Here is a 20955-nt window from a genome sequence, read left to right as displayed (position 1 = left end):
ACATCTTGCTAGCCTGAGATCATGGAAACCCGGCAGACCGACCGCCCTTCGCTGGAGGCTCCGCAACTCATCGCCCGTCATCGGGCGAGCGAGGCTGCATGAGCACGGCCAAAGGCAAGACGCCGGCCGGCAAGCCGGCCCGCAGCACCGGTCTGCGCTTCTTCATCGTGGCCCTGCTGCTGATCGTCACCGCCATCGTCGCGACGGCCCTGCTCGCCAACGAGCAACGCAATCTGAAGAAGGTTCTGCTCGCACTCGGCCTGCCGACGACCTTTCTCGAAAGAGGGAGACCAGACGAGACGACGGGCACGAAGCGCGAGAGGCGCGTGCCGCCGCGCATTGCGTTGCCCGCCTGGACCTTCCAGGATCTGCAGACGCCGGAGCAGCAGTTCCTGCGCGTCATCCGCAGCGACCCAAAGGCGCTTTGCGACGAGTTGCGCGATGCCGGATTTCGGGAACTCGAATGGAAATCGAGCGCCGGCGAACGGGCCCAGTGGGAATGCTCCTCGCTGATTTCCTTGCCCCGGCCGGGCGAAGACAAACCCTCTTCGATCTTCATCTTCGTCAAGGGCAGCGGCGAGGAAGAAATCTCGTCGTTCCGCGTCAAGCTCAACATCGAGCGCCAGGAGGACAGCCAGGCGGTGACGACGGCTGCGGCGCGGGCGGCATCCGTCTTCCTCGATCACGTGCGCTGGGCGGATGCGGCCAGCGTCACCTTGCAGATCCAGGCGCTGAGGGAATTCGACCTCAAGCGCTTTGGCAGCCGCATTCAGCTCAAGCGTGAATCCGACGAGGAGACTCAGCGCTACAATTTCCTGGCCAACCAGGCCGCCCGTGCCCGCCCGAAGAGCATTGCCGAGCAATATTTCGATCGCAGCAAGTGGCTCGCCTATGGCGATGGCAGCCTGCGCAGTTTCGTTCGGGGACCGAGTGCCTGGAACGCCCCGGCCAAGGTTCCGGACGGAACGGGCACGGGCAAAGAGGAATCCGCACCGGCCGCCAGCCCGCCCTGACGATCGCGCCGCCTATCGCTCGAACCGAAGGACGGTCTAGCGATCGATCCGCGTCGAGAGGATGATCGACGACAGCGTCCGGTCGACGCCGTCGATCTCGCCGATGCGATCGATCAGCAGGTCGAGTTCGCTGATCGACGTCGCAGCGACCACGGCAATCAGGTCGAAGCTGCCGCTGACCGAATGCAGCGTCTGGATTTCCCGGATGGCGCTCAGCTCCGGGGTCACGCGCGAGAGCGCCCGCGGCGCAATCGTGATCAGCACATGCGCCTTGACCAGCCCCTTCTCGTAGCTTTCCGACAGGCGCACGCCATAGCCGGCGATGATGCCTTCGCGCTCCAGCCGCTCGATGCGGGCCTGCACCGTCGTGCGCGACAGGCCGAGCCTTCGGGCAATCGTCGCCGTCGGCATGCGGGCGTTTTCGCTCAAGATGGCGAGGAGCTCGCGATCCTTGTCCGTGATCTGCATTTCGTCGGTCCAGTTGGGCAATCTGCCGAATTTAGATAGGCGATTTAGTCACATCAGCGCTTCAAATCAACAGCCCCTCCCACAACAATAGAGACACAAACAGTTCTCATGCCCTGGGGGAAAGAATGAAGAATATCGTCGTCATCGGAGCAGGCAAGATCGGCTCCACCATCGCTCGCATGTTGGCACACACCGGCGACTACAGCGTCTGCGTCGCCGACCGCGCCGCCGAGCAGCTGGAGCAGGTCGAAAAGCATGCCGCGATCACGACGGCGACCGTCGACATCGGCGACAAGAAGGCGCTCGTCGCTCTTCTCTCCGGCAAGTTCGCGGTTCTGAGTGCGGCTCCGTTCCACCTGACGGTCGCGATCGCCGAAGCCGCTGCCGAAGCCGGCATCCACTACCTGGATCTTACCGAAGACGTCGAATCCACCCGCCAGGTCAAGGCGATCGCCGCCAAGGCGAACACCGCCTTCATCCCGCAGTGCGGCCTCGCACCGGGCTTCATCTCGATCGTCGCCAACGATCTCGCCAGCCGTTTCCAAACGCTGGAAAGCGTGCGCATGCGCGTCGGCGCCCTGCCGCAGTACCCGTCGAACGCTCTGAACTACAACCTCACCTGGAGCACCGACGGCGTCATCAACGAATACATCGAGCCCTGCGAAGCGATCGTTGAGAGCAACCTGATCGAAGTGCCGGCTATGGAAGAGCGCGAAGAATTCTCGCTCGACGGCGTAACCTACGAAGCCTTCAACACCTCGGGCGGCCTCGGCACGCTGTGCGAAACGCTGAAGGGCAAGGTCCGCACGCTGAACTACAAGACGATCCGCTACCCGGGTCACGCCGCCATCATGAAGGCGCTCCTCAACGACCTCGGCCTGCGTCACCGCCGCGAAGTCCTCAAGGACATCTTCGAAAATTCCCTGCCGACCACCACCCAGGATGTCGTCGTGATCTTCGTCACCGTTTCGGGTTTCCGCGACGGTCGCCTGATCCAGGAAACCTACGCCAACAAGGTCTATAGCGGCGTCGTTGCCGGTCGCATGCAGAGCGGCATCCAGATCACCACCGCCGGCAGCATCTGCGCCGTGCTCGATCTGCTTGCCGAAGGCAAGATCGCCCAGAAGGGTTTCGTTCGCCAGGAAGACATCGGCCTCGATACCTTCCTCGCAAACCGCTTCGGCCACTACTACGCCCAGAAGGGCGAGAGCGCGCGCGTCGCCGGCTGAGCCAATCAGCCCTGATGCGCCGACTTCAATGCCCGGGTTTCGCCCGGGCATTTTTCGTTTCGCCGTCCGACAACGATGCGATGCGCCTATTTACGGCCGAATTCGTCCTCGATGCGGACGGTGTCGTCGTCGCCGAGATAGGAACCGGTCTGCACCTCGATCAGTTCCAGCGGGATTTTGCCCGGATTGTGCAGCCGGTGCACCGTGCCCTGCGGAATGAATACCGACTCGTTCTCGTGGAGCAGCCGCGTCTCGCCACCCATGGTGATCTCCGCCGTGCCGCGCACGACGACCCAGTGCTCCGCACGGTGATGGTGCTTCTGCAGCGAGATCTTCTTGCCGGGCGTCACGCGTAGGCGTTTCACCGAGAAGCGCTCACCGTCGGAAAGTGCGGCCACCGCGCCCCAGGGACGGTAGGAGGTCGGATGCACTTCCGTCAGCGCCGCGGTTTTGGGAGAGCGGGCGAGCGCCTTGACGATATGGCCGACGCTCTGGCTGTCGTCCAGCCGCCCGACATAGACGGCGTCCTCTCCGGCAATGACGGCCACGTCTTCCAGACCCTGCACCGCCAAGTGAATGTCGCGTGACAGCACCAGCGAGTTGCGGGTGTTCGACACCGTCGCTCGGTCCGTGACGACATTGCCGTCGGCATCCTTGCGTCCGGTCTTCCACACCGCATCCCAGCTTCCGAGATCCGACCAGGGGAAGGACGAGGGTACCACCGCGGCATGCTCGGTCTTTTCGAACACCGCATAGTCGACGGAAATATCAGGTGCTGCAGCAAAGCTCTCGCTATGCAGCCGGATGAAGTCGAGATCTTTGTAGGCGCCTTCGACCGCAGCCTTCGCTGCGTCGAAAACCTCCGGCGCAAACCGCTTCAACTCGTCGAGAAAGAGTGTCACCGGCAGCATGAACAGGCCGGAGTTCCAGAGATAGCGCCCGGTCGCGATCATCGCCTCGGCTTTCACCCGATCCGGTTTCTCGACGAAGCGCGCCACCCGGTTCGTGCCTTCGGCCAGTTCGTCGCCGCATTCGATATAGCCGTAGCCGGTGGCCGGTTCGGTTGGGGTGATGCCGAACGTTACCAGCTCTCCCCGCCTGGCGGCCGCCTGCGCTCTCAAGATGCAGTCCTCGTAGAGGACGCCGGCGTCGATCTCGTGATCAGAGGCAAGCACCTGCATGATCGCGCCTTCGCCGTAACGGCCAAGCACTGCGAAGGCGGCGGCGGCAAGGGCCGGTGCGGTGTTGCGCGCCACCGGCTCCAGGAGAATGTCGCCGAGCTCGGCCTCGATCGTGCGCGCCTGCTCGGCGACGATAAAGCGAAAGTCGCTGTTGGTGACGACGATCGCCGGCTCGTAGCGCGTCCGGTCGCCGACACGCTCGAGCGTCTGCTGGAACAGCGATCGCTCGGAAAGGATCTGCAGGAACTGCTTCGGCGCGGAGGAGCGCGAGAGCGGCCACAGTCGGGTGCCCTTTCCACCGGCCATGATGACAGGAACAATCTTCGACGTCATGCCAGCGGTCTTTCCTCGTGGGCTGCGTAATCATCGATGAATACAGGATCGACGATGAAGAATAGCTAAAGTCGCCGATGGGAGCCACCAGCTGCGTTGCAGCGGGAGCGGCCCGGATGAACGCATAAAAAAACCCCGCTCGAAGGCGGGGCTTTGTTTCTGCGCTTCACCCTTCCGGGTGTCCCTTTCAGGCCGGGATGACGATCTCGCCGAGCTTCGTCAGTTCGGCGACAAACTGCTCCAGACGGGTCTTCTTCTCGTCACCGGCGCCTTCCAGCTCGGCGCGAACCGCGTCGATGCGGCTTTCGAGAGCCGTGCGGTCGAGTTCATCGACATGAACGGCGGATTCGGCGAGCAGCGTGCAGCCGGTCGGCAGGATGTCGGCAAAGCCGCCAAACACCGCAAAGCGCTCCGTCTTGCCGTCGGCCAGCTTCACCGTGACCACGCCGGGCTTCACCGTCGTCATCGTCGGCGCGTGATTGGCCATCACGGTCATCTCGCCCTCGGTCGCCGGAATGACGACTTCCGTCACCTTTTCGGAGACGAGCAGGCGCTCGGGGGAAACAAGCTCAAAGTTGAAATCGGCCATGACCATTCACTTCTTGTGGGCGCGCCACCTGAGAGGCGGCTGTGCATGTCTTCCCTATCCTTGCGAAAGGACAGGATGAAAGCCTCGGCGCTTGTGCAGCGCCGAGGCTTAACAGTGCTATCAAGCGGCTTCAGCAGCCAGCTTCTTGGCCTTTTCAATCGCTTCTTCGATCGAGCCAACCATGTAGAAGGCAGCTTCCGGCAGGTGGTCGTACTCGCCGTTGACCAGGCCCTTGAAGCCCTTGATCGTGTCTTCGAGAGCGACGAGCTTGCCCGGCGAACCGGTGAAGACTTCGGCGACGAAGAACGGCTGCGACAGGAAGCGTTCGATCTTACGAGCGCGGGCAACGGCCAGCTTGTCTTCTTCAGACAGTTCGTCCATGCCCAGGATGGCGATGATGTCCTGGAGAGCCTTGTAGCGCTGCAGGGTCGTCTGCACCTTACGCGACACTTCATAGTGCTCTTCGCCGACGATCATCGGGTCGAGCATGCGCGAGGTCGAGTCGAGCGGGTCAACGGCCGGGTAGATACCCTTTTCGGCGATCGAGCGCGACAGAACGGTCGTTGCGTCCAGGTGGGCGAACGAGGTTGCCGGCGCCGGGTCGGTCAAGTCGTCGGCCGGAACGTAGATGGCCTGAACCGAGGTGATCGAGCCCTTGGTCGTGGTGGTGATGCGTTCCTGCATCTGACCCATGTCGGTCGCCAGCGTCGGCTGGTAACCCACGGCCGACGGGATACGGCCGAGCAGAGCCGACACTTCGGAGCCTGCCTGGGTGAAGCGGAAGATGTTGTCGACGAAGAACAGAACGTCCTGGCCCTTGTCGCGGAAGTCTTCAGCGATCGTCAGACCGGTCAGAGCGACGCGAGCGCGGGCGCCCGGCGGTTCGTTCATCTGGCCGTATACGAGGGCAGCCTTGGAGCCTGCACCGCCGCCGTGCTTGTTAACGCCGGACTCGATCATTTCGTGGTAAAGGTCGTTGCCTTCGCGGGTACGTTCACCCACGCCTGCGAACACCGAGTAACCACCGTGCGCCTTGGCGACGTTGTTGATCAGTTCCATGATGAGAACGGTCTTGCCGACGCCTGCGCCGCCGAAGAGGCCGATCTTGCCGCCCTTTGCGTAAGGAGCGAGAAGGTCGACGACCTTGATGCCGGTGACGAGGATCTGCGCTTCCGTCGACTGCTCGACGTAGGACGGCGCTTCCTGGTGGATGGCGCGCTTGCCGGAGGTGACGAGCGGACCGGCTTCGTCAACCGGCTCGCCGATGACGTTCATGATGCGGCCGAGCGTTTCGTCGCCAACCGGAACCGTGATCGGTGCGCCGGTGTCGGTAACCGACTGGCCGCGAACCAGACCTTCGGTCGAGTCCATGGCGATCGTGCGAACGGAGTTTTCGCCGAGGTGCTGTGCGACTTCGAGAACGAGGCGGTTACCGTTGTTGTCGGTCTCCAGCGCGTTCAGGATCTGCGGAAGCTGGCCTTCATCGAACGCGACGTCGACGACGGCGCCGATGACCTGCGTTACGCGACCGACAGCGCCGGTTGCGGCTGCTGCTGCGGTCTTGGCGGAAGCTGCCTTCCTCGGTGCAGCGGGCTTCTTCTCCGCTGCGGTTTCTTTCGGGGTAGCTGCCTTAGCCATAATCCTTACCCTCTTCTCGTGACCTTAGAGCGCTTCCGCGCCCGAGATGATTTCAATGAGTTCCTTGGTGATCTGAGCCTGGCGCTGACGGTTGTAGTTCAGCGTCAGCTTGTTGATCATCTCACCAGCATTGCGCGTCGCGTTGTCCATCGCGCTCATCTTGGCACCCATTTCGCCTGCGACGTTCTCGAGCAAGGCCCGGAAGATCTGCACCGAAATGTTGCGCGGAATGAGATCGCTGAGGATCGCGCCCGCGTCCGGCTCATATTCGTAGACAGCCGAAGCATCCGATGCTTCCGCTGCGACCGGGCCGGCCGAAGCGGGGATCAGCTGCTGAGCCGTCGGAATCTGGGCGATAACGGACTTGAACTCAGAATAGAACAGCGTGCAGACATCGAACTCGCCCTTTTCGAAGAGCGCGATGACCTTGTGGCCAATCTGGTCGGCGTTTTCAAAGCCGATCTTCTTGACCTCACGCAGGTCGACACGATCGATGATCAGCGACGCGTATTCGCGGCGCAGAATATCGAAGCCCTTCTTGCCGACGCAGATGATCTTGACCGTCTTGCCGGCTGCAAGCAGCTTGCGAACGTGGTCGCGGGCATGACGGGCGATCTGCGAGTTGAAGCCGCCGCAAAGGCCGCGTTCAGCCGTGCAGACGACCAGAAGGTGCGTATCGTCCTTGCCGGTTCCGGTCATCAGCGCAGGCGCGCTGTCGTCCGCGCCAACCGCCTGGGCGATGTTGGCGAGAACGGCAGCCATACGCTGCGAGTAAGGCCGGGCGGCCTCAGCCGCCTCCTGCGCACGCCGAAGCTTCGCCGCGGCGACCATTTTCATCGCCTTGGTGATCTTCTGCGTCGCCTTGACGGAGGCGATCCGGTTCTTCAGATCCTTAAGTGAAGGCATCCGTTATCCGTCCTAACTGAAATCCGCTCAGGCGAAAGACTTGGCGAAGCTGTCGATTGCAGCCTTCAGCTTGCCCTTGACGTCGTCGGAGATCGCCTTGTCCTTGCGGATGGTTTCCAGGATGTCCTTGCCTTCCGAACGCATGTACGAAAGCAGGCCCTGCTCGAACTTGCCGACCTGGTTGACCGGCAGCTTGTCGAGGTAACCGTTGACACCTGCGAAGATGACAGCGACCTGCTCTTCCGTCTTCAGCGGCGAGAACTGCGGCTGCTTCAGGAGTTCGGTCAGGCGGGCACCGCGGTTCAGCAGGCGCTGCGTAGCGGCATCGAGGTCCGAGCCGAACTGCGCGAAGGCGGCCATTTCGCGATACTGGGCGAGTTCGCCCTTGATCGAGCCGGCAACCTGCTTCATCGCCTTGATCTGCGCGGCCGAGCCAACGCGGGAAACCGACAGACCGACGTTAACGGCCGGACGGATGCCCTGGTAGAACAGGTCGGTTTCAAGGAAGATCTGGCCGTCGGTGATCGAGATCACGTTGGTCGGAATGAATGCCGAAACGTCGTTGCCCTGCGTTTCGATGACCGGCAGAGCCGTCAGCGAGCCAGCGCCCATGTCGTCGTTCAGCTTTGCAGCGCGCTCGAGCAGGCGGGAGTGCAGGTAGAAAACGTCGCCCGGGTAAGCTTCGCGGCCCGGCGGGCGGCGCAGCAGCAGCGACATCTGACGGTAGGCAACAGCCTGCTTGGACAGGTCGTCGTAGCCGATGAGAGCGTGCTTGCCGTTGTCACGGAAGTATTCGCCCATCGCGCAGCCGGCGAACGGTGCGAGGTACTGCATCGGAGCCGGATCGGAAGCCGTTGCAGCAACGATGATCGAGTACTGCAGGGCGCCGCGCTCTTCCAGAACCTTCACGAACTGGGCAACCGTCGAACGCTTCTGGCCGATTGCGACGTAGACGCAATACAGCTTGTCACCATCCGGACCATTGTCGTGAATGGCCTTCTGGTTGAGGATCGTGTCGAGGATGATCGCGGTCTTGCCGGTCTGGCGGTCGCCGATGACGAGCTCGCGCTGGCCACGGCCAACCGGGATCAGAGCGTCGATGGCCTTAAGGCCGGTCGACATCGGCTCATGAACCGACTTGCGCGGAATGATGCCCGGAGCCTTGACGTCAACGCGTGCGCGCTGCTTGGCGTTGATCGGGCCCTTGCCGTCGATCGGGTTGCCGAGCGCGTCGACGACGCGGCCGAGCAGCTCCGGACCAACCGGAACGTCCACGATGGCGCCAGTCCGCTTGACGGTGTCGCCTTCCTTGATGTCACGGTCCGAACCGAAAATAACGACACCGACGTTGTCGGCTTCGAGGTTCAGCGCCATGCCGCGAATTCCACCCGGGAATTCGACCATTTCGCCTGCCTGGACATTGTCGAGGCCGTAGACGCGGGCAATACCGTCACCGACGGAAAGCACCTGACCGACTTCGGAGACTTCTGCTTCCTGGCCGAAATTTTTGATCTGATCTTTAAGAATTGCGGAAATTTCCGCGGCGCGGATATCCATCAGCCGACCTCTTTCAGTGCAAGCTTAAGGCTAGAGAGTTTGGTGCGAAGGGAAGTGTCAATCTGGCGGGACCCGACCTTGACGATCAGACCTCCAAGAATAGACGGGTCGACGGTGACGTTGACCGCCACGTCTTTGCCGGTGACGCTCTTCAGCGTCGCCTTCAATTCAGTTTCCTGCGCTGCGGAGAGCGCATGGGCCGACGTGACGTCGGCGGAAATTTCGCCACGATGGCGCGCGGCGATCAGGCGGAACGCCTTGATCATGCCCGGCAGCGCGAAGAGGCGGCGATTGCGGGCAACGACCTTGAGGAAGTTGCCGACGAGCCCGGAGATGCCAGCTTTCGCTGCAACAGCCGAAATGGCCTTGAACTGGTCGTCTGCAGAAAAGACCGGGCTGGCGATCAGCCGCTTCAGATCGTCGCTACCGTCGATCAGGGTCTGGACGCGGGTGAGATCCGCACCGACTGCCTCGACCGAACCGGCACTGAGCGCAAGTTCAAAAAGCGAGGACGCATATCTTTCTGCAACACCGGAAATAAGCTGGGATGTGTCTGCCACGGGCACAAGCTTCTCTCAATTTCATCCAAGAACGGTGCTGGCGGTGGGCCGTCAACTTAAGCTCTTGAATTTGCTGCAATAATTTGCAGGATATCGAGGCCTGGCGACCCACTTCCCCCGCAATTCGCGGTTCGTCTAGCATAGGATGTTTGGACTCGCAACACGCGAACGGCAGGAATGCGGCATAAGTCGGCCACCTTTGGCCGAATTTTGCCGTAAATTCGGTCCTGCGCTGTGAATCGCGGGGATGCCCGCAATCGCAATCAGATCATGCCGAAGACATAGCCGAGCGGAAGGATGGCGAGCGCCGCCTGAACGATGAGCGCCGCCCAGTTGTAGAGCGTGCTGCCATTGTCGCTCATCATGGAGAGGATTCGGCCGAAGGCGGCGAGCGCAAAGGCAGCCCCGACAGCCAGATAAACCATCGGCTGGGCGAGCAGAATGGCTGCAAGGCCGAGTCCCAGATGCATGCCGCCCATGGTCGAGCGCGCCTCGGCAAGCCCGCCCCGCCGTCCCTCGGCAATGCCGATGCCGGCCAAGCGAAAGGTCAGCCGCGGAGCAAACAGCATGACGACGCCGATCAGCGCTGCCGCCGCCGCCGCACAGAAGGCGAGGAACTCGCCGGTTTCCGTCGGAATATAAAACTCCATGCCCGTTCCCGCAGATGAGCCCGTTGTCATGCCGCCCCGTCGTCGGCCGGAGCGATGCGTCCCTGACCTCTAGCGCATGTCGCCCCGGTTGTGAATCGCCCACGGGCGCTTGAACGCAACGATCACAGGAAACTTGAACTACAGGAAGCTTTGGGGATCGATGTCGAGCTGGACGCTGATCGAGCCGCGCTCCTTGGGGCCGGCGGCGATCATCGCCTTGACGAAGGCCTGCATGTCGCTGTTGCGCCGGCCATGCACCAGGAGCCGGAAGCGATGCCGCCCACGCACCAGCGCCAGCGGCGCCTCGGCTGGACCGAGGATGGAAATGCCATCCGTCCTTGGCGCTGCCATCCGCAAGCCGCGCGCATGGCCCTCGGCATCCTGCCGGGTGTCGGCCGAAACGATCAGCGAAGCGAGCCGGCCGAACGGCGGCAGCAGCGCCTTTTCGCGCTCGGCGATCTCACGATCGTAGAAAGCGTCGGCATCGCCGGACACGATCGCCTGCATCACCGGATGCTGCGGCTGATAGGTCTGCAGCAAACCGAGGCTTTTGAGACCCGTTCGGCCCGCACGGCCGGTCACCTGCGAGAGCAGCTGGAAGGTCCGCTCCGCCGCGCGCGGATCGCCGTTCGCAAGACCCAGATCCGCATCGACGATGCCGACCAGTGTCATCAGCGGAAAGTTATGGCCCTTGGCGACGAGCTGGGTGCCGATGACGATATCGGCCTCGCCACGCGTGATGGCTTCGAGCTCCAGTCTCAGCCGTTTGACGCCCATCAGGTCGGAAGAAAGCACGATGGTGCGCGCCTCGGGAAAATGCCGCTCCACCTCTTCGGCGATGCGTTCGACCCCCGGCCCGCAGGCGACCAGATGATCGAGCGTGCCGCATTCTGGGCAGGCTTCCGGCGTGCGCTCGGAATAGCCGCACTGATGGCACTGGATCTGCCCGCGGAAGCGATGCTCTACCAGCCAGCTCGAACAATCCGGGCACTGGAAGCGATGGCCGCAGACGCGGCACAGCGTCAGCGGCGCATAGCCGCGACGATTGAGGAACAGCAGCGCCTGTTCGCCGCGCTCGATCGCCTTGCCGACCTGGTTCAAGAGCACCGGCGAGAGAAACCCGCCGCGTGCCGGCGGATGCTGGCGCATGTCGACGACGCCGAGCCGCGGCAGCGCCGCATCGCCGAAACGGGTCGGCAGGTGGATCGGCTTGTAGCGCCCGACGTCGCCATTGACCCGGCTTTCGAGCGACGGCGTCGCCGAGACGAGCACGACGGGAAAGCCGGTGATGCGACCACGAACGACCGCCATGTCGCGCGCATTGTAGAAGACGCGGTCTTCCTGCTTGTAGGCAGGGTCGTGCTCTTCGTCGACAATGATAAGACCCAATTCCTCGAAGGGCAGGAACAGCGCCGAACGGGCGCCGGCAACGACGCGGACCGTGCCGGTCGTCACCTGGCGCCAGACCTTTTCACGGGTGCGGGGAGCCAAGTCCGAATGCCACTCGGCGGGCTTGGAGCCAAAGCGATCCTGGAAGCGTTCGAGGAAGCTCGACGTCAGCGCGATTTCCGGAAGCAGGATCAGCACCTGCTTGCCCGCCCGAAGGGTCGCGGCGATCGCCTCGAAATACACCTCGGTCTTGCCCGAGCCGGTAATGCCGTCGATCAGCGATACCGAGAAGCCGCCCTCCTCGACCGCTGCCAGCAGATCGGCCGCCGCATCCTTCTGCGGGCCTTCGAGCCGGGGGGCGGTAAAATCGGGATCGGGCAAGGCGACGACCGGCGGCGGCGCCATGAAGACGGTCTCGAAGACGCCTTGCTGGGTCAGCCCTTCGATCACGCTCGACGACGTGCCGGCTGCGTGCGCCAGACCCGAGCGTGTCCAGGAAAAGCCGTCGCTGGCGGCAGCGATCACCCGTTCGCGCGCCGCCGTCATGCGCTCCGGTCGCATCTCCGTGAGACGCAGCGCCTCCACCATCGGCTCGGGATCGAACGCGGCGGGTGCGCGAAGCGCCATGCGCGCGACCAGCCCCGGCGGCGTGACGGTGTAGGCGGCCACCCAATCGAGAAAGGTCCGCATGTCGCGCGTCAGCGGCGGGCAGTCGAAAGCCTTCTCGATCGTCTTGAGTTTCTTGGCGTCGACGCTCCCGTCATCGTCGCCATCCCAGACCACGCCGACGACGAGGCGGGGGCCGAGCGGCACCTGCACGATCGAGCCCGGCTCGACCGCCATGCCGTCGGGAACCGCATAGGAATAGGCTTTCGGCGCCGGCATGGGCACCAGGACCGGCACGACGCGACGGGCCGAAACGGGCCCGAGCAAATCGCCGAATAAATCGGTTGAATCGCGAGTCATTTTGCCGTGACCTTGCCACGTGTTTCGGTTAAAGAAAACTGCGCTGCGAACCGCAGCCTTGCAGGCCGCAGGGTTTGTCACGGTTCCACCAGAGTTTCAACGCGCGCGATCTCTGCCAACGGAATTCCTCCCCGGTAGATATGCGCCGAACGGCAATCGTGCCCCAAGGGAGTGACCCCATGAAATTTTTCGTTGATACCGCCGACGTCAAGGAAATCCGCGAGCTGAACGATCTCGGCCTTCTCGATGGCGTCACCACCAACCCGTCGCTGATCCTGAAGTCGGGCCGCGACATCACCGAAGTCACCAAGGAAATTTGCTCGATCGTCGACGGCCCGGTTTCGGCTGAAGTGACCGCGACCGAATATGCCGAGATGATGAAGGAAGCGGCCGTTCTCGCGAAGATCGCCGACAACATCTGCATCAAGCTGCCGCTGACGCTCGACGGCCTCAAGGCCTGCAAAGCGCTGACCTCGGACGGCCACGAGACCAACGTGACCCTGTGCTTCTCGGCCAACCAGGCACTGCTTGCCGCAAAGGCCGGCGCCACCTTCATCTCGCCCTTCGTCGGCCGCCTCGACGACATCGCGTTCGATGGCATGGACCTGATCCGCGAGATCCGCCACATCTACGACAACTACGGCTACGAGACCGAGATCCTTGCAGCTTCGATCCGCACCGTGAACCACGTCAAGGAAGCCGCCCTCATCGGCGCCGACGTCGTCACCGCGCCGCCGGCAACGCTGAAGGCGCTGGTCAAGCACCCGCTGACCGACAAGGGCCTTGAAACCTTCCTGGCCGACTGGGCCAAGACCGGCCAGAAGATCGCCTGATTGTTTCGGGAATGAACAAGAAAACCCCGCAGCGATGCGGGGTTTTTTGTTGCCTACTCGTCGTCGTCCATCAGCCCTGTCAGCCGCATGCCGTCGATCCAGGTGGCGCTGTCCTTGCGGATCACCCGGCGCGGACGGATACCGGAGCGCTGGCGCACTTCTTCCGCCAGTCTTTCCGAATGGGTGACGATCCAGATCTGGCTCTCCCTGGAAGCGCTGACGATCATGTCGGCAAGCGCGGGCAGCATGTCCGGATGCAGGCTCGTCTCCGGTTCGTTGAGCGCAATGAAGCGCGGCCGACGGTAGGAGAGCAGTGCGGCCGCGAGCGCGAGAAAACGCATCTGCCCGTCGGAAAGCTCACGCGGCGAAAACGGCCGGCTGGGAAAATCCGGAAAGACCAGCGAGAACTCGGCGAACTGGCCGGGATCCGGAACATCGAGGTAAGCGCCGCCGAACGCGTCGGCGATCGCCCGGTCGAGGTCGACCGTATCCTCGCGCGTGTGGCGGAGCGTCGCAAAGACGGCCGCCATGTTGACGCCGGTCTCGTCGAGCATCGGCGCGGTCACCGCAAGGCAGGGCAGCCGCAGCGGCGAATCGCGGTCGGTGCGGAAGCCGTGAAAGAAGCGCCACTGCTCGACCGCACGGCGGAAAGTGCCGACCTCCGGGTAGTGGCCGGCGTCGCCGAGCAGCGAGATCGCGGTCTCGGACGTCAGCGCCTGTTCGGGATAATCCTCCATCCGCCCGCGTTCGCCGCGCACGAAGATGCCGGGGCCGGATCGTTTCATCATCGTCACCGGACGGCGGCCGGTTTCGACCGTCAGTTCCTCTTCCTTGACCTGCGGCTCATAGGCGAACCCGGCCGCAGCCTTCGGCGGACGCAGCCCGGCCTCGATGCGGTAGCGGAAGGTGATCGCCCGCTCCTCGTCCAGAAGCTCGGTTTCGAGCCTTATGCGCGCCGGCTTGTCGGCACGCCGACGGCCGCTCCAGAGCGCCGACGACATGCCGCCCTCCTCGGCAATCTCACGCGCCAGCGTGCCGCGCGTGGCGGCCTGCACGAGTTGAAGCGCGCGATAGAGATTGGACTTTCCGACGCCGTTTTCGCCGATGAACAGGTTGACCCCGGTCAGATCCATGCGGATCGACTTCAGCGAACGGTAGTTTTCCGCAAACATGGATTGAAGCTGCATGGCTCAGACCTAGCCGATCCGCCGCGCGGGGTGAAGCCCGACGGCGTATGCGTGAACCACGACGGGCGCTAGAGCGCGGCCGCCGTTTGCAGCCGGGGCTTGAACGCCGCGTCGGCATCCATCGCCAGATCGAAGACAGTGTGCCGTTCGAGCGCCTTCGTCACCTCGCCAGCTTCCCCTTCCAGCGCTTCGGGCGGGATCATGTTGCCGATGCGAAAGTCGAAGAGATCGCCCTTCTTGTTCAGCAGCTCGTGGAACACGGTCATGTCACGCAGTTCGGTCGACCATTTGGCGAACCAGTAGAACAGGCCGGAATTGCGGGCGCTCATATGCACCGGCAGGATCGGCAGGCCGTATTTGCGCGCAAAGCCCACGGCCGACGTCTTCCATGGCCGCTCGTTGAGGCAGCCATCGGCCCAATAGGCGATGCGTCCGGAAGGAAAGAGTACGGTCGCCTTGCCCTCGCCGATCGCCCGGTTGGTCACCTGCAGCGTCTCGCGCGCCTTCAGCTTGCTCTTGTGTTCTTCACGCCATTCGACCGGTATGACCATCTCGACGAAGCGCGGATTGACGCGGATCGCGTCACGATTGGCGAAGAACATCATGTCCGGCCGCCGGCTCTTCAAGAGATCGAAGACGGCGATCCCGTCGGCAATGCCGGTCGGGTGATTGCTGACGAGCAGGAAGCCACCCTTGGCAGGAATGCGCTCGGCCCGGTCGACCCGCACCTCCAGCGACAGCAGCGAGCTCAGATGCTCGAAGGCCTGGAAACCCGGCATGTTGGCGACCGCATCGGCAAACTCGTGCGCCTTGCGGTAATTCAGCAGCGTATAGAGAAAAGGCCGCATGAGCGGCCAGAGAGGGCTCTTGACGATCCGCTGACCACGCTCCGCGATCAGGGTGTCGACGATGTGGCCAGGCTGCCCCTGGGAGACCAGGGCGATCACTTCAGCAAAATGCGCGATTCCGTTCACCGAATCCCGTCCCGCCATAGTCCGATCCGTTTGTTTGCGGCTGACCATCGCAATTCTATATGATCGAAGAATGACAAATTCCAAGGGTGCATTAGCAAAAACCTAAGACGCGCCAGGGCATTGTCGCGGGCGGACCATCAATGGAAATCGACAATGAACGAGCTCCTCGTCATCGGCCATCCGGAGCTTCTTGCCGAGCGTCAGCGCTGGCTCGACGGGCTCATGCGGGAGCGCCGCCTCTCCGACAACACCGTCGAGGCCTATGAGCGCGACACCCGGCAATTCCTGACATTCCTCACCGGCCATCTCGCCGGGCCGCCGCGGCTTTCCGACATCCGTACACTGAGGCCAGCCGACCTGCGCGGCTTCCTCGCCCAGCGTCGCAAGGGCGGCGCCGGCGCCCGCACGCTCGGCCGCGGGCTGGCCGGGCTTCGCTCCTTCCTGCGCTATCTCGAACGCAATGGCCTTGCCAATGCGGCCGGTGCGGCCGCGGTGCGCTCGCCCAAACAGCCTAAATCCCTGCCGAAGCCGCTCACCGATCGTGACGCGCTGACTGTCGTAACGTCGCAGGCGCAGCTTGCCGAGGAGCCCTGGATCGCCGCACGCAACGCAGCGGTGCTGACCCTGCTCTACGGCTGCGGCCTGCGCATTTCCGAGGCGCTCGGCCTCACGCCGTCGGAATTTTCCGGCGCACCCACGTCGCTGCGCATCGTCGGCAAGGGCGACAAGACGCGGATCGTGCCGCTGATCGAAGCGGCGCGTGCGGCGGTCGCCACCTACTTGAAGCTCTGCCCCTACCCGGTCGCCGCGGATGCGCCGCTGTTCCTGGGCGCGCGCGGCGCCAAGCTGCAGCCGGCGATCATCCAGCGTGAAATGCAGAAGCTGCGTGGCGCGCTCGGCCTGCCCGAGACCGCAACGCCGCATGCGCTGCGCCACTCCTTCGCCACGCATCTGCTGGCCGGCGGCGGCGATCTCAGGACCATTCAGGAACTGCTCGGCCATGCCAGCCTGTCGACCACCCAGGTCTATACCGGCGTCGATTCGGCGCGGCTTCTGGAGATCTACGACCGCGCCCACCCGCGCGCCTGATTTTTGGCGAAAGGGCGGATTAACCATGCCCGTTAAGGAAGCCGTGACCGGCCCGGGCCTAGGGTCGGTTATCGACCATGCGACTGTCGGGGAAGAACGATGACCGCCTTTGCGAGACCTCAGCAAAACCTGCCGCGGCACCCGCTTGCACGGCTCGCCGACGGCGCACTTTGGCTGGTCGCCCTGCTGCATGTCCTGCTCGCCGCCTGCCTCATCGTCGCTCTCGTCTTTGTCGCCGAGGCCGATGCCGCAGAGGTGGAATGCGGCGGCACGAACGTTCTGACCGCGCTTGCAAAATCCGACCCGACGAAACTGGCCGCGCTCGAAGCGGAAGCCGCCGCGATCCCGAACAGCAAGGGCATCTTCTGGAAGATCGAGAAGGACGGTGTCGCGCCGTCCTGGCTGCTCGGCACGATGCATGTCACCGATCCGCGCGTGCTGGCCCTGCCGACCGAGGCGCCCGCCGCCTTCGAGGCAGCCTCGACCGTCATCGTCGAATCGGACGAGATCATCGACGAGAAGAAGTCGGCCGCCGCGATCCTGATGCGGCCCGATCTCACCATGCTTCCGGACAACAAGACGATCGCCGACTTCCTGAAGCCCGGCGACCGCGAACAGCTCGAAACCGGCCTCAAGGCACGCGGCATTCCGTTGCCCCTGGTGTCACGCATGAAGCCCTGGATGATCGCGAGCTTCGTCGCGCTGCCCGCCTGCGAAATGAGCCGCAAGGCCGCGGGCGCCTCCTTCCTCGACAAGAAGATCGCCGAGGATGCGGTCAGTCAGGGCAAGACGCTGAAGGGTCTGGAAACGCTGGTCGAACAGCTCGCCGCCATGGACTCGCTGCCGACCGAACTGCACCTGCGCGCCCTCATCGAGACGCTCGCGCTCGGTAAGACCATCGACGACGTCTTCGCGACGATGACCGATCTCTATCTCGCAGGCGACACCGGCATGATCATGCCAATGATGAAAGCCGTGTCGGACAAGAGCGCCGAGGATTTCGGCTATGCCGACTTCGAGCAGCGCATCATCGTCGACCGCAACAAAACCATGGCGACGCGCGCCCAACCGATCCTGAAGGACGGCGGCGCCTTCATGGCCGTCGGCGCACTGCACCTGCCGGGCAAGGAAGGCCTGGTCGAACTGCTGCGCGGCCAGGGCTTTACGGTCACGCGCGCCAACTGACGGACAGGCCGGCAACGGACGCTGCCGGCACGATATCTCGCCTCAGCCCTGCGCACCGGCGCGCGAAACGACCTCGGCTGCGCCTGCGGTGGCACCATCGGCCTCAATCCGCGACAGGCCGCGATAGCCCCAGAACGCAGCGCCAAGGATCAGGACACCAGCGGCGAGCGCAATGGTGAAGCCGGCAGACACGCCGAAGCGCGCGACCACGCTGCCCGACACCGCCGCACCCGCCGCAACCCCGATGCCGAGACCGGTGGTCAACCAGGTCAGCCCTTCCGTCAGCTTCGACGGCGGCACGGCGGTTTCGCCGATGCTCAAGGCGACGATCATCGTCGGCGCGAAGAACACGCCCGAAATGAACATCATCGTCGCAAGGCTGCCAATCCCGCCGGCAAAGAGCAGCGGCAATGTGGTGGCGGCCGTCATGCCCGCCCCGATCAGGAACAGCTTCGCCAAAGGCAGGCCGATCCTGACCGCACCGAACGCCAGGCCGGCGATGCAGGAACCGAGCGCATAGAGGGAGAGCACGAGGCTCGCTGCCGCCGGTCGCCCTTCGGCCTCGGCAAAGGCGACGCTGACCACGTCGATCGTGCCGACGATCACGCCCATGCCGGCAAGCGCGACGATCAGGACGCGCAGCGCAGGGTAGCGAAGGACCGAACCGGGCGCCATCGTCTCCGCCGGCTTGACCGGTGGCTCGGTGCCCTTCTGCAGGACGAAGGCGGTGACCCCGATAGCGAGGCACGCAGCGGCGGCCAGCGGCCCGGCCTCGGGAAACAGACCGACGCTTAAGCCCACTGCGATGGGCGGGCCGACGATGAAGCAGATCTCGTCGAAAACCGATTCGAGCGAAAAGGCGGTCTTGAGCTCCGGGCGGCCGCGATAGAGCTCGGTCCACCGCGCCCGGGTCATTGCCGACATGCTCGGCGTGCACCCGGCAATTACTGCAAAGACGAAGAGCGTCCAGTCCGGCGCCCGCCAATGGGTCGAGGCGAGGAGGGCCGACGTGCCGAGAAGGCTGAGCACTGCGGCAACCGGCAGCACGCGGCTCTGGCCGAAGCGATCGACGAGCCGGGAAACCTGTGGCGCCAGCAGTGCCGAGGCCAGCGTAAAGGCGGCGGCCATACCGCCGGCCAGGCCATAGCTGCCGCGGGACTGGGCGAGCATGGTGATGATGCCGATGCCCATCATCGACAGCGGCAGGCGTGACACCAATCCCGCCAGGGTGAAGCCCACCGTGCCTTTGGCGGCAAAGATCTGTGCGTAGGGATTGGCCATGGAAGCTCCTGCAATGGGTGTTTTAGCGCCGTCGCATTAACATACGCAGCGTATGCAAGTGATATTGACATACGTCACGCATGTCAATTAACATACGCACCGCATGCAAATGGAGTTGCCGATGACGCGGCGCGCGCGCAGCGACATGATCGCGGAAACGAGAGCAAAGCTGATCGCCGCTGCCCGGGAAGCGTTCACCCGAAGCGGCTACGCGCAGACGTCGATGGACGATTTCACCGCCGCCGCCGGGCTCACGCGCGGCGCGCTCTATCATCACTTCGGCGACAAGAAGGGCCTGCTGCGGGCGGTCGTGGAGACCCTGGACGGCGAGATGGATACACGGCTCGACGCAGCCTCCGCGACCCCGGACCCGTGGGACGGTTTCGTGCGCCGCTGCAGGCTCTATCTGGAGATGGCGCTCGAGCCGGAAATCCGGCAGATCGTCTTGAAGGATGCCCCGGCCGTACTCGGCGCAAGCATGCTGGAACCGAGCCGGCGCCAATGCCTCGCATCGCTTGCCGCCAGGCTTTCGGCGATGATGGCCGTCGGCGTCGTGCGGAAAGGAGACGCCGAGACATTGGCGCGGCTGATCAATGGCGCGCTCACCGACGCGGCGCTCTGGATTGCCGAGGCGGACGATCCGGCCCTGCGCCTCACCAGCGCACGCGACAATCTCGACCTGCTTTTGTCTGGGCTGAAAACCGAAGTCCGGGCTTAGGGACCTGCCACCCGCGAAAGAAGTGTCGGCACGATCGCCTTGTGAAACGGCGTAACGGCCATGAGGTAAACCCGTCCGAGCGTGTTGTGCCTGCGCACGAGCGTGGTGACGCCGACGATCTGGTTAACCGCGGATCCCGCCCTGACATCGACGACGATGCGGAAATCGAGATGCTTGTCGTCGAAGCCGAGCACCACTTCGTCATCGCTCTTCGATACGACAGGAAACGCCCCGATCAGCCCCAGGCGGCTGGAGGGCGCCGCCGACTTCAGGCCGACGACCGAGACGATGCGGTTGCGCAGGCCTAGCAGCACGCGGACCCACCGCGGCGACCGGCCAAGCGAACGTTCGGCGGCTTCGGCCGCGGTCACGCCCTTGCCGTCAAGCGCAAGCTCGAAGCGGTCGGCCCAATCGGCATCCGGTAGGTGCCGGCTCGGCAACGATATGGCCACGGCTCTCGGTTTCATCTTTCCTCTTTCCTCCTGACGCGCGCGTCGTCTGTCCTTGCGGACATGATTGCGCCCTCCCCCGTGCCTGGACAGAAGACCGCTTGTCGCAGCCCTCGGGCCAATCGTCACATGCCCTCGTCCAGAGCCCCCACTCCGCCCCTTCCCTTCGCTCCGGCAAGCTGCATAACTCAGGCGGAACGCTGCAAATCTGGAGATGGACAATGGAAACCAGCTACGACACACGCGAACTGGAAATGGTCGTGCTGATGACGCCCGATATGGCGAACTTCAGCGGCAAGGTCCATGGCGGCGCGCTCCTCAACCTGCTCGACCGCGTGGCGTTCTCATGTGCCTCGCGCTATTCGCAGCAATATGCCGTGACACTCTCGGTCGACCAGGTCACCTTCCGCCAGCCGATCCATGTCGGCGAGCTCGTCACCTTCCGCGCAGCCGTCAACAATGCCGGCCGCACCTCGATGGAAATCGGCATCCGGGTCGAGGCCGAAAACATCCGCAGCGGCGAACGCCGCCACACCAATTCCTGCTATTTTACCATGGTCGCCGTCGATGCCGACGGCAGCCCGACACCGGTTCCGACCCTTGTCACCGACACGGCCGACCGCAAACGCCGGCAGCGCGCTGCCGAGGCACGGCGCAGCCTGAGGCGCGAGTTCGAGGAGCGTTTCCACGCCCTCAGGTCTGCTTCAGAAGAATGATACGGTCGCTTGGCGAACAGGAATGCCGATGGCGACAATGTCAG

At 63.8% G+C, this 20955-nt stretch carries 20 protein-coding genes; 7 read left to right on the top strand and 13 right to left on the bottom strand.

What is annotated here, in order from left to right; all coding sequences use genetic code 11:
• The first annotated feature begins 98 nt into the window (after positions 1–98).
• Entirely contained in the window at positions 99–1013 is a 915-nt protein-coding gene (locus tag OKW20_RS24810; protein WP_429176450.1) for a DUF6030 family protein, read from the top strand.
• Positions 1014–1049: 36 nt separating this feature from the next.
• On the opposite strand, the gene OKW20_RS24805 is transcribed toward OKW20_RS24810, so the two are convergent.
• The gene (locus OKW20_RS24805) at positions 1050–1481 is read right to left on the bottom strand and encodes an Lrp/AsnC family transcriptional regulator (RefSeq protein ID WP_043619168.1); all 432 of its coding nucleotides are present in this window, start codon (positions 1479–1481) and stop codon (positions 1050–1052) included.
• A 125-nt stretch (positions 1482–1606) separates the two neighbouring features.
• On the opposite strand from OKW20_RS24805, the gene OKW20_RS24800 reads away from it, so the two are divergent.
• A complete protein-coding gene (locus OKW20_RS24800; RefSeq protein WP_034802496.1) occupies positions 1607–2710 on the top strand; it encodes a saccharopine dehydrogenase family protein in 1104 nt (367 codons plus the stop codon).
• 86 nt (positions 2711–2796) lie between these two features.
• On the opposite strand, the gene OKW20_RS24795 is transcribed toward OKW20_RS24800, so the two are convergent.
• From OKW20_RS24795 to OKW20_RS24760, 8 genes are all read right to left on the bottom strand, one after another.
• On the bottom strand, positions 2797–4224 hold the full coding sequence (locus OKW20_RS24795) for a mannose-1-phosphate guanylyltransferase/mannose-6-phosphate isomerase (RefSeq protein ID WP_429176447.1): 1428 nt from the start codon (positions 4222–4224) through the stop codon (positions 2797–2799).
• A gap of 187 nt (positions 4225–4411) precedes the next feature.
• Positions 4412–4813, bottom strand: coding sequence for a F0F1 ATP synthase subunit epsilon (locus OKW20_RS24790; protein WP_034803086.1), 402 nt, complete (start codon positions 4811–4813; stop codon positions 4412–4414).
• A gap of 120 nt (positions 4814–4933) precedes the next feature.
• A complete protein-coding gene (gene atpD / locus OKW20_RS24785; protein WP_043619145.1) occupies positions 4934–6451 on the bottom strand; it encodes a F0F1 ATP synthase subunit beta in 1518 nt (505 codons plus the stop codon).
• A 24-nt stretch (positions 6452–6475) separates the two neighbouring features.
• Complete coding sequence (locus tag OKW20_RS24780; protein ID WP_043619147.1) at positions 6476–7357, bottom strand: F0F1 ATP synthase subunit gamma; 882 nt, start codon at positions 7355–7357, stop codon at positions 6476–6478.
• A 27-nt stretch (positions 7358–7384) separates the two neighbouring features.
• Positions 7385–8914, bottom strand: a complete 1530-nt coding sequence (gene atpA / locus OKW20_RS24775) for a F0F1 ATP synthase subunit alpha (protein ID WP_043619148.1) — start codon at positions 8912–8914, stop codon at positions 7385–7387.
• Complete coding sequence (locus OKW20_RS24770; RefSeq protein WP_305728137.1) at positions 8914–9474, bottom strand: F0F1 ATP synthase subunit delta; 561 nt, start codon at positions 9472–9474, stop codon at positions 8914–8916. Before OKW20_RS24770 ends, atpA begins: the two co-directional genes overlap by 1 nt.
• A 263-nt stretch (positions 9475–9737) precedes the next feature.
• Positions 9738–10124, bottom strand: coding sequence for a hypothetical protein (locus OKW20_RS24765; protein ID WP_043619162.1), 387 nt, complete (start codon positions 10122–10124; stop codon positions 9738–9740).
• 138 nt (positions 10125–10262) lie between these two features.
• Entirely contained in the window at positions 10263–12479 is a 2217-nt protein-coding gene (locus OKW20_RS24760; RefSeq protein WP_429176443.1) for a primosomal protein N', read from the bottom strand.
• A gap of 179 nt (positions 12480–12658) precedes the next feature.
• Here OKW20_RS24760 and fsa point away from each other — a divergent pair, with 179 nt between their 5' ends.
• Positions 12659–13312 carry a fructose-6-phosphate aldolase gene (gene fsa / locus OKW20_RS24755; RefSeq protein ID WP_043613920.1) on the top strand — a complete coding sequence of 218 codons (654 nt, stop codon included), beginning with the start codon at positions 12659–12661 and terminating at the stop codon, positions 13310–13312.
• Between the two features lie 53 nt (positions 13313–13365).
• Here the strand turns inward: fsa and OKW20_RS24750 are convergent, their stop codons facing one another.
• Both OKW20_RS24750 and OKW20_RS24745 read right to left on the bottom strand, forming a co-directional pair.
• Entirely contained in the window at positions 13366–14499 is a 1134-nt protein-coding gene (locus tag OKW20_RS24750) for an AAA family ATPase (RefSeq protein WP_429176440.1), read from the bottom strand.
• Positions 14500–14567: 68 nt separating this feature from the next.
• Complete coding sequence (locus OKW20_RS24745; protein ID WP_402325779.1) at positions 14568–15491, bottom strand: GNAT family N-acetyltransferase; 924 nt, start codon at positions 15489–15491, stop codon at positions 14568–14570.
• Between the two features lie 135 nt (positions 15492–15626).
• Here OKW20_RS24745 and OKW20_RS24740 point away from each other — a divergent pair, with 135 nt between their 5' ends.
• Together OKW20_RS24740 and OKW20_RS24735 are read left to right on the top strand one after the other, a co-directional pair.
• Positions 15627–16562 (top strand): tyrosine recombinase XerC, encoded by a 936-nt coding sequence (locus OKW20_RS24740; RefSeq protein ID WP_429176438.1) that lies wholly within the window; start codon positions 15627–15629, stop codon positions 16560–16562.
• Positions 16563–16661: 99 nt separating this feature from the next.
• Positions 16662–17747: a TraB/GumN family protein gene (locus OKW20_RS24735; RefSeq protein WP_429176435.1), complete on the top strand. Its 1086-nt coding sequence runs from the start codon at positions 16662–16664 to the stop codon at positions 17745–17747.
• Between the two features lie 42 nt (positions 17748–17789).
• Here OKW20_RS24735 and OKW20_RS24730 read toward each other — a convergent pair whose 3' ends face one another.
• Positions 17790–19028, bottom strand: a complete 1239-nt coding sequence (locus tag OKW20_RS24730; protein ID WP_429176433.1) for an MFS transporter — start codon at positions 19026–19028, stop codon at positions 17790–17792.
• Positions 19029–19149: 121 nt separating this feature from the next.
• Here OKW20_RS24730 and OKW20_RS24725 point away from each other — a divergent pair, with 121 nt between their 5' ends.
• On the top strand, positions 19150–19746 hold the full coding sequence (locus OKW20_RS24725) for a TetR/AcrR family transcriptional regulator (RefSeq protein ID WP_429176430.1): 597 nt from the start codon (positions 19150–19152) through the stop codon (positions 19744–19746).
• Here OKW20_RS24725 and OKW20_RS24720 read toward each other — a convergent pair.
• Positions 19743–20213 (bottom strand): DUF2867 domain-containing protein, encoded by a 471-nt coding sequence (locus OKW20_RS24720; RefSeq protein ID WP_043613936.1) that lies wholly within the window; start codon positions 20211–20213, stop codon positions 19743–19745. The two genes, OKW20_RS24725 and OKW20_RS24720, sit on opposite strands and share 4 nt — an antisense overlap.
• Before the next feature lie 203 nt (positions 20214–20416).
• Between OKW20_RS24720 and OKW20_RS24715 the strand changes: the two genes are divergently transcribed.
• Complete coding sequence (locus OKW20_RS24715; protein WP_034802542.1) at positions 20417–20911, top strand: acyl-CoA thioesterase; 495 nt, start codon at positions 20417–20419, stop codon at positions 20909–20911.
• The last annotated feature ends 44 nt before the right edge of the window (positions 20912–20955 follow it).

Origin of the sequence: Ensifer sp. LBL (assembly GCF_050435225.1) — a bacterium.
GTDB lineage: Bacteria > Pseudomonadota > Alphaproteobacteria > Rhizobiales > Rhizobiaceae > Ensifer.
The sequence above is the reverse complement of the archived record's forward strand: the minus strand, read 5'-3'. Positions and strand labels throughout refer to the sequence as shown.

Bases quoted from the DNA above. Each gene is read 5' to 3' on its own strand.
- OKW20_RS24810 (WP_429176450.1), top strand. From the start codon at position 99: ATGAGCACGGCCAAAGGCAAGACGCCGGCCGGCAAGCCGGCCCGCAGC.
- OKW20_RS24805 (WP_043619168.1), bottom strand. From the start codon at position 1,481: ATGCAGATCACGGACAAGGATCGCGAGCTCCTCGCCATCTTGAGCGAA.
- OKW20_RS24800 (WP_034802496.1), top strand. From the start codon at position 1,607: ATGAAGAATATCGTCGTCATCGGAGCAGGCAAGATCGGCTCCACCATC.
- OKW20_RS24795 (WP_429176447.1), bottom strand. From the start codon at position 4,224: ATGACGTCGAAGATTGTTCCTGTCATCATGGCCGGTGGAAAGGGCACC.
- OKW20_RS24790 (WP_034803086.1), bottom strand. From the start codon at position 4,813: ATGGCCGATTTCAACTTTGAGCTTGTTTCCCCCGAGCGCCTGCTCGTC.
- atpD (WP_043619145.1), bottom strand. From the start codon at position 6,451: ATGGCTAAGGCAGCTACCCCGAAAGAAACCGCAGCGGAGAAGAAGCCC.
- OKW20_RS24780 (WP_043619147.1), bottom strand. From the start codon at position 7,357: ATGCCTTCACTTAAGGATCTGAAGAACCGGATCGCCTCCGTCAAGGCG.
- atpA (WP_043619148.1), bottom strand. From the start codon at position 8,914: ATGGATATCCGCGCCGCGGAAATTTCCGCAATTCTTAAAGATCAGATC.
- OKW20_RS24765 (WP_043619162.1), bottom strand. From the start codon at position 10,124: ATGGAGTTTTATATTCCGACGGAAACCGGCGAGTTCCTCGCCTTCTGT.
- OKW20_RS24760 (WP_429176443.1), bottom strand. From the start codon at position 12,479: ATGACTCGCGATTCAACCGATTTATTCGGCGATTTGCTCGGGCCCGTT.
- fsa (WP_043613920.1), top strand. From the start codon at position 12,659: ATGAAATTTTTCGTTGATACCGCCGACGTCAAGGAAATCCGCGAGCTG.
- OKW20_RS24750 (WP_429176440.1), bottom strand. From the start codon at position 14,499: ATGCAGCTTCAATCCATGTTTGCGGAAAACTACCGTTCGCTGAAGTCG.
- OKW20_RS24745 (WP_402325779.1), bottom strand. From the start codon at position 15,491: ATGGCGGGACGGGATTCGGTGAACGGAATCGCGCATTTTGCTGAAGTG.
- OKW20_RS24740 (WP_429176438.1), top strand. From the start codon at position 15,627: ATGAACGAGCTCCTCGTCATCGGCCATCCGGAGCTTCTTGCCGAGCGT.
- OKW20_RS24735 (WP_429176435.1), top strand. From the start codon at position 16,662: ATGACCGCCTTTGCGAGACCTCAGCAAAACCTGCCGCGGCACCCGCTT.
- OKW20_RS24730 (WP_429176433.1), bottom strand. From the start codon at position 19,028: ATGGCCAATCCCTACGCACAGATCTTTGCCGCCAAAGGCACGGTGGGC.
- OKW20_RS24725 (WP_429176430.1), top strand. From the start codon at position 19,150: ATGACGCGGCGCGCGCGCAGCGACATGATCGCGGAAACGAGAGCAAAG.
- OKW20_RS24720 (WP_043613936.1), bottom strand. From the start codon at position 20,213: ATGAAACCGAGAGCCGTGGCCATATCGTTGCCGAGCCGGCACCTACCG.
- OKW20_RS24715 (WP_034802542.1), top strand. From the start codon at position 20,417: ATGGAAACCAGCTACGACACACGCGAACTGGAAATGGTCGTGCTGATG.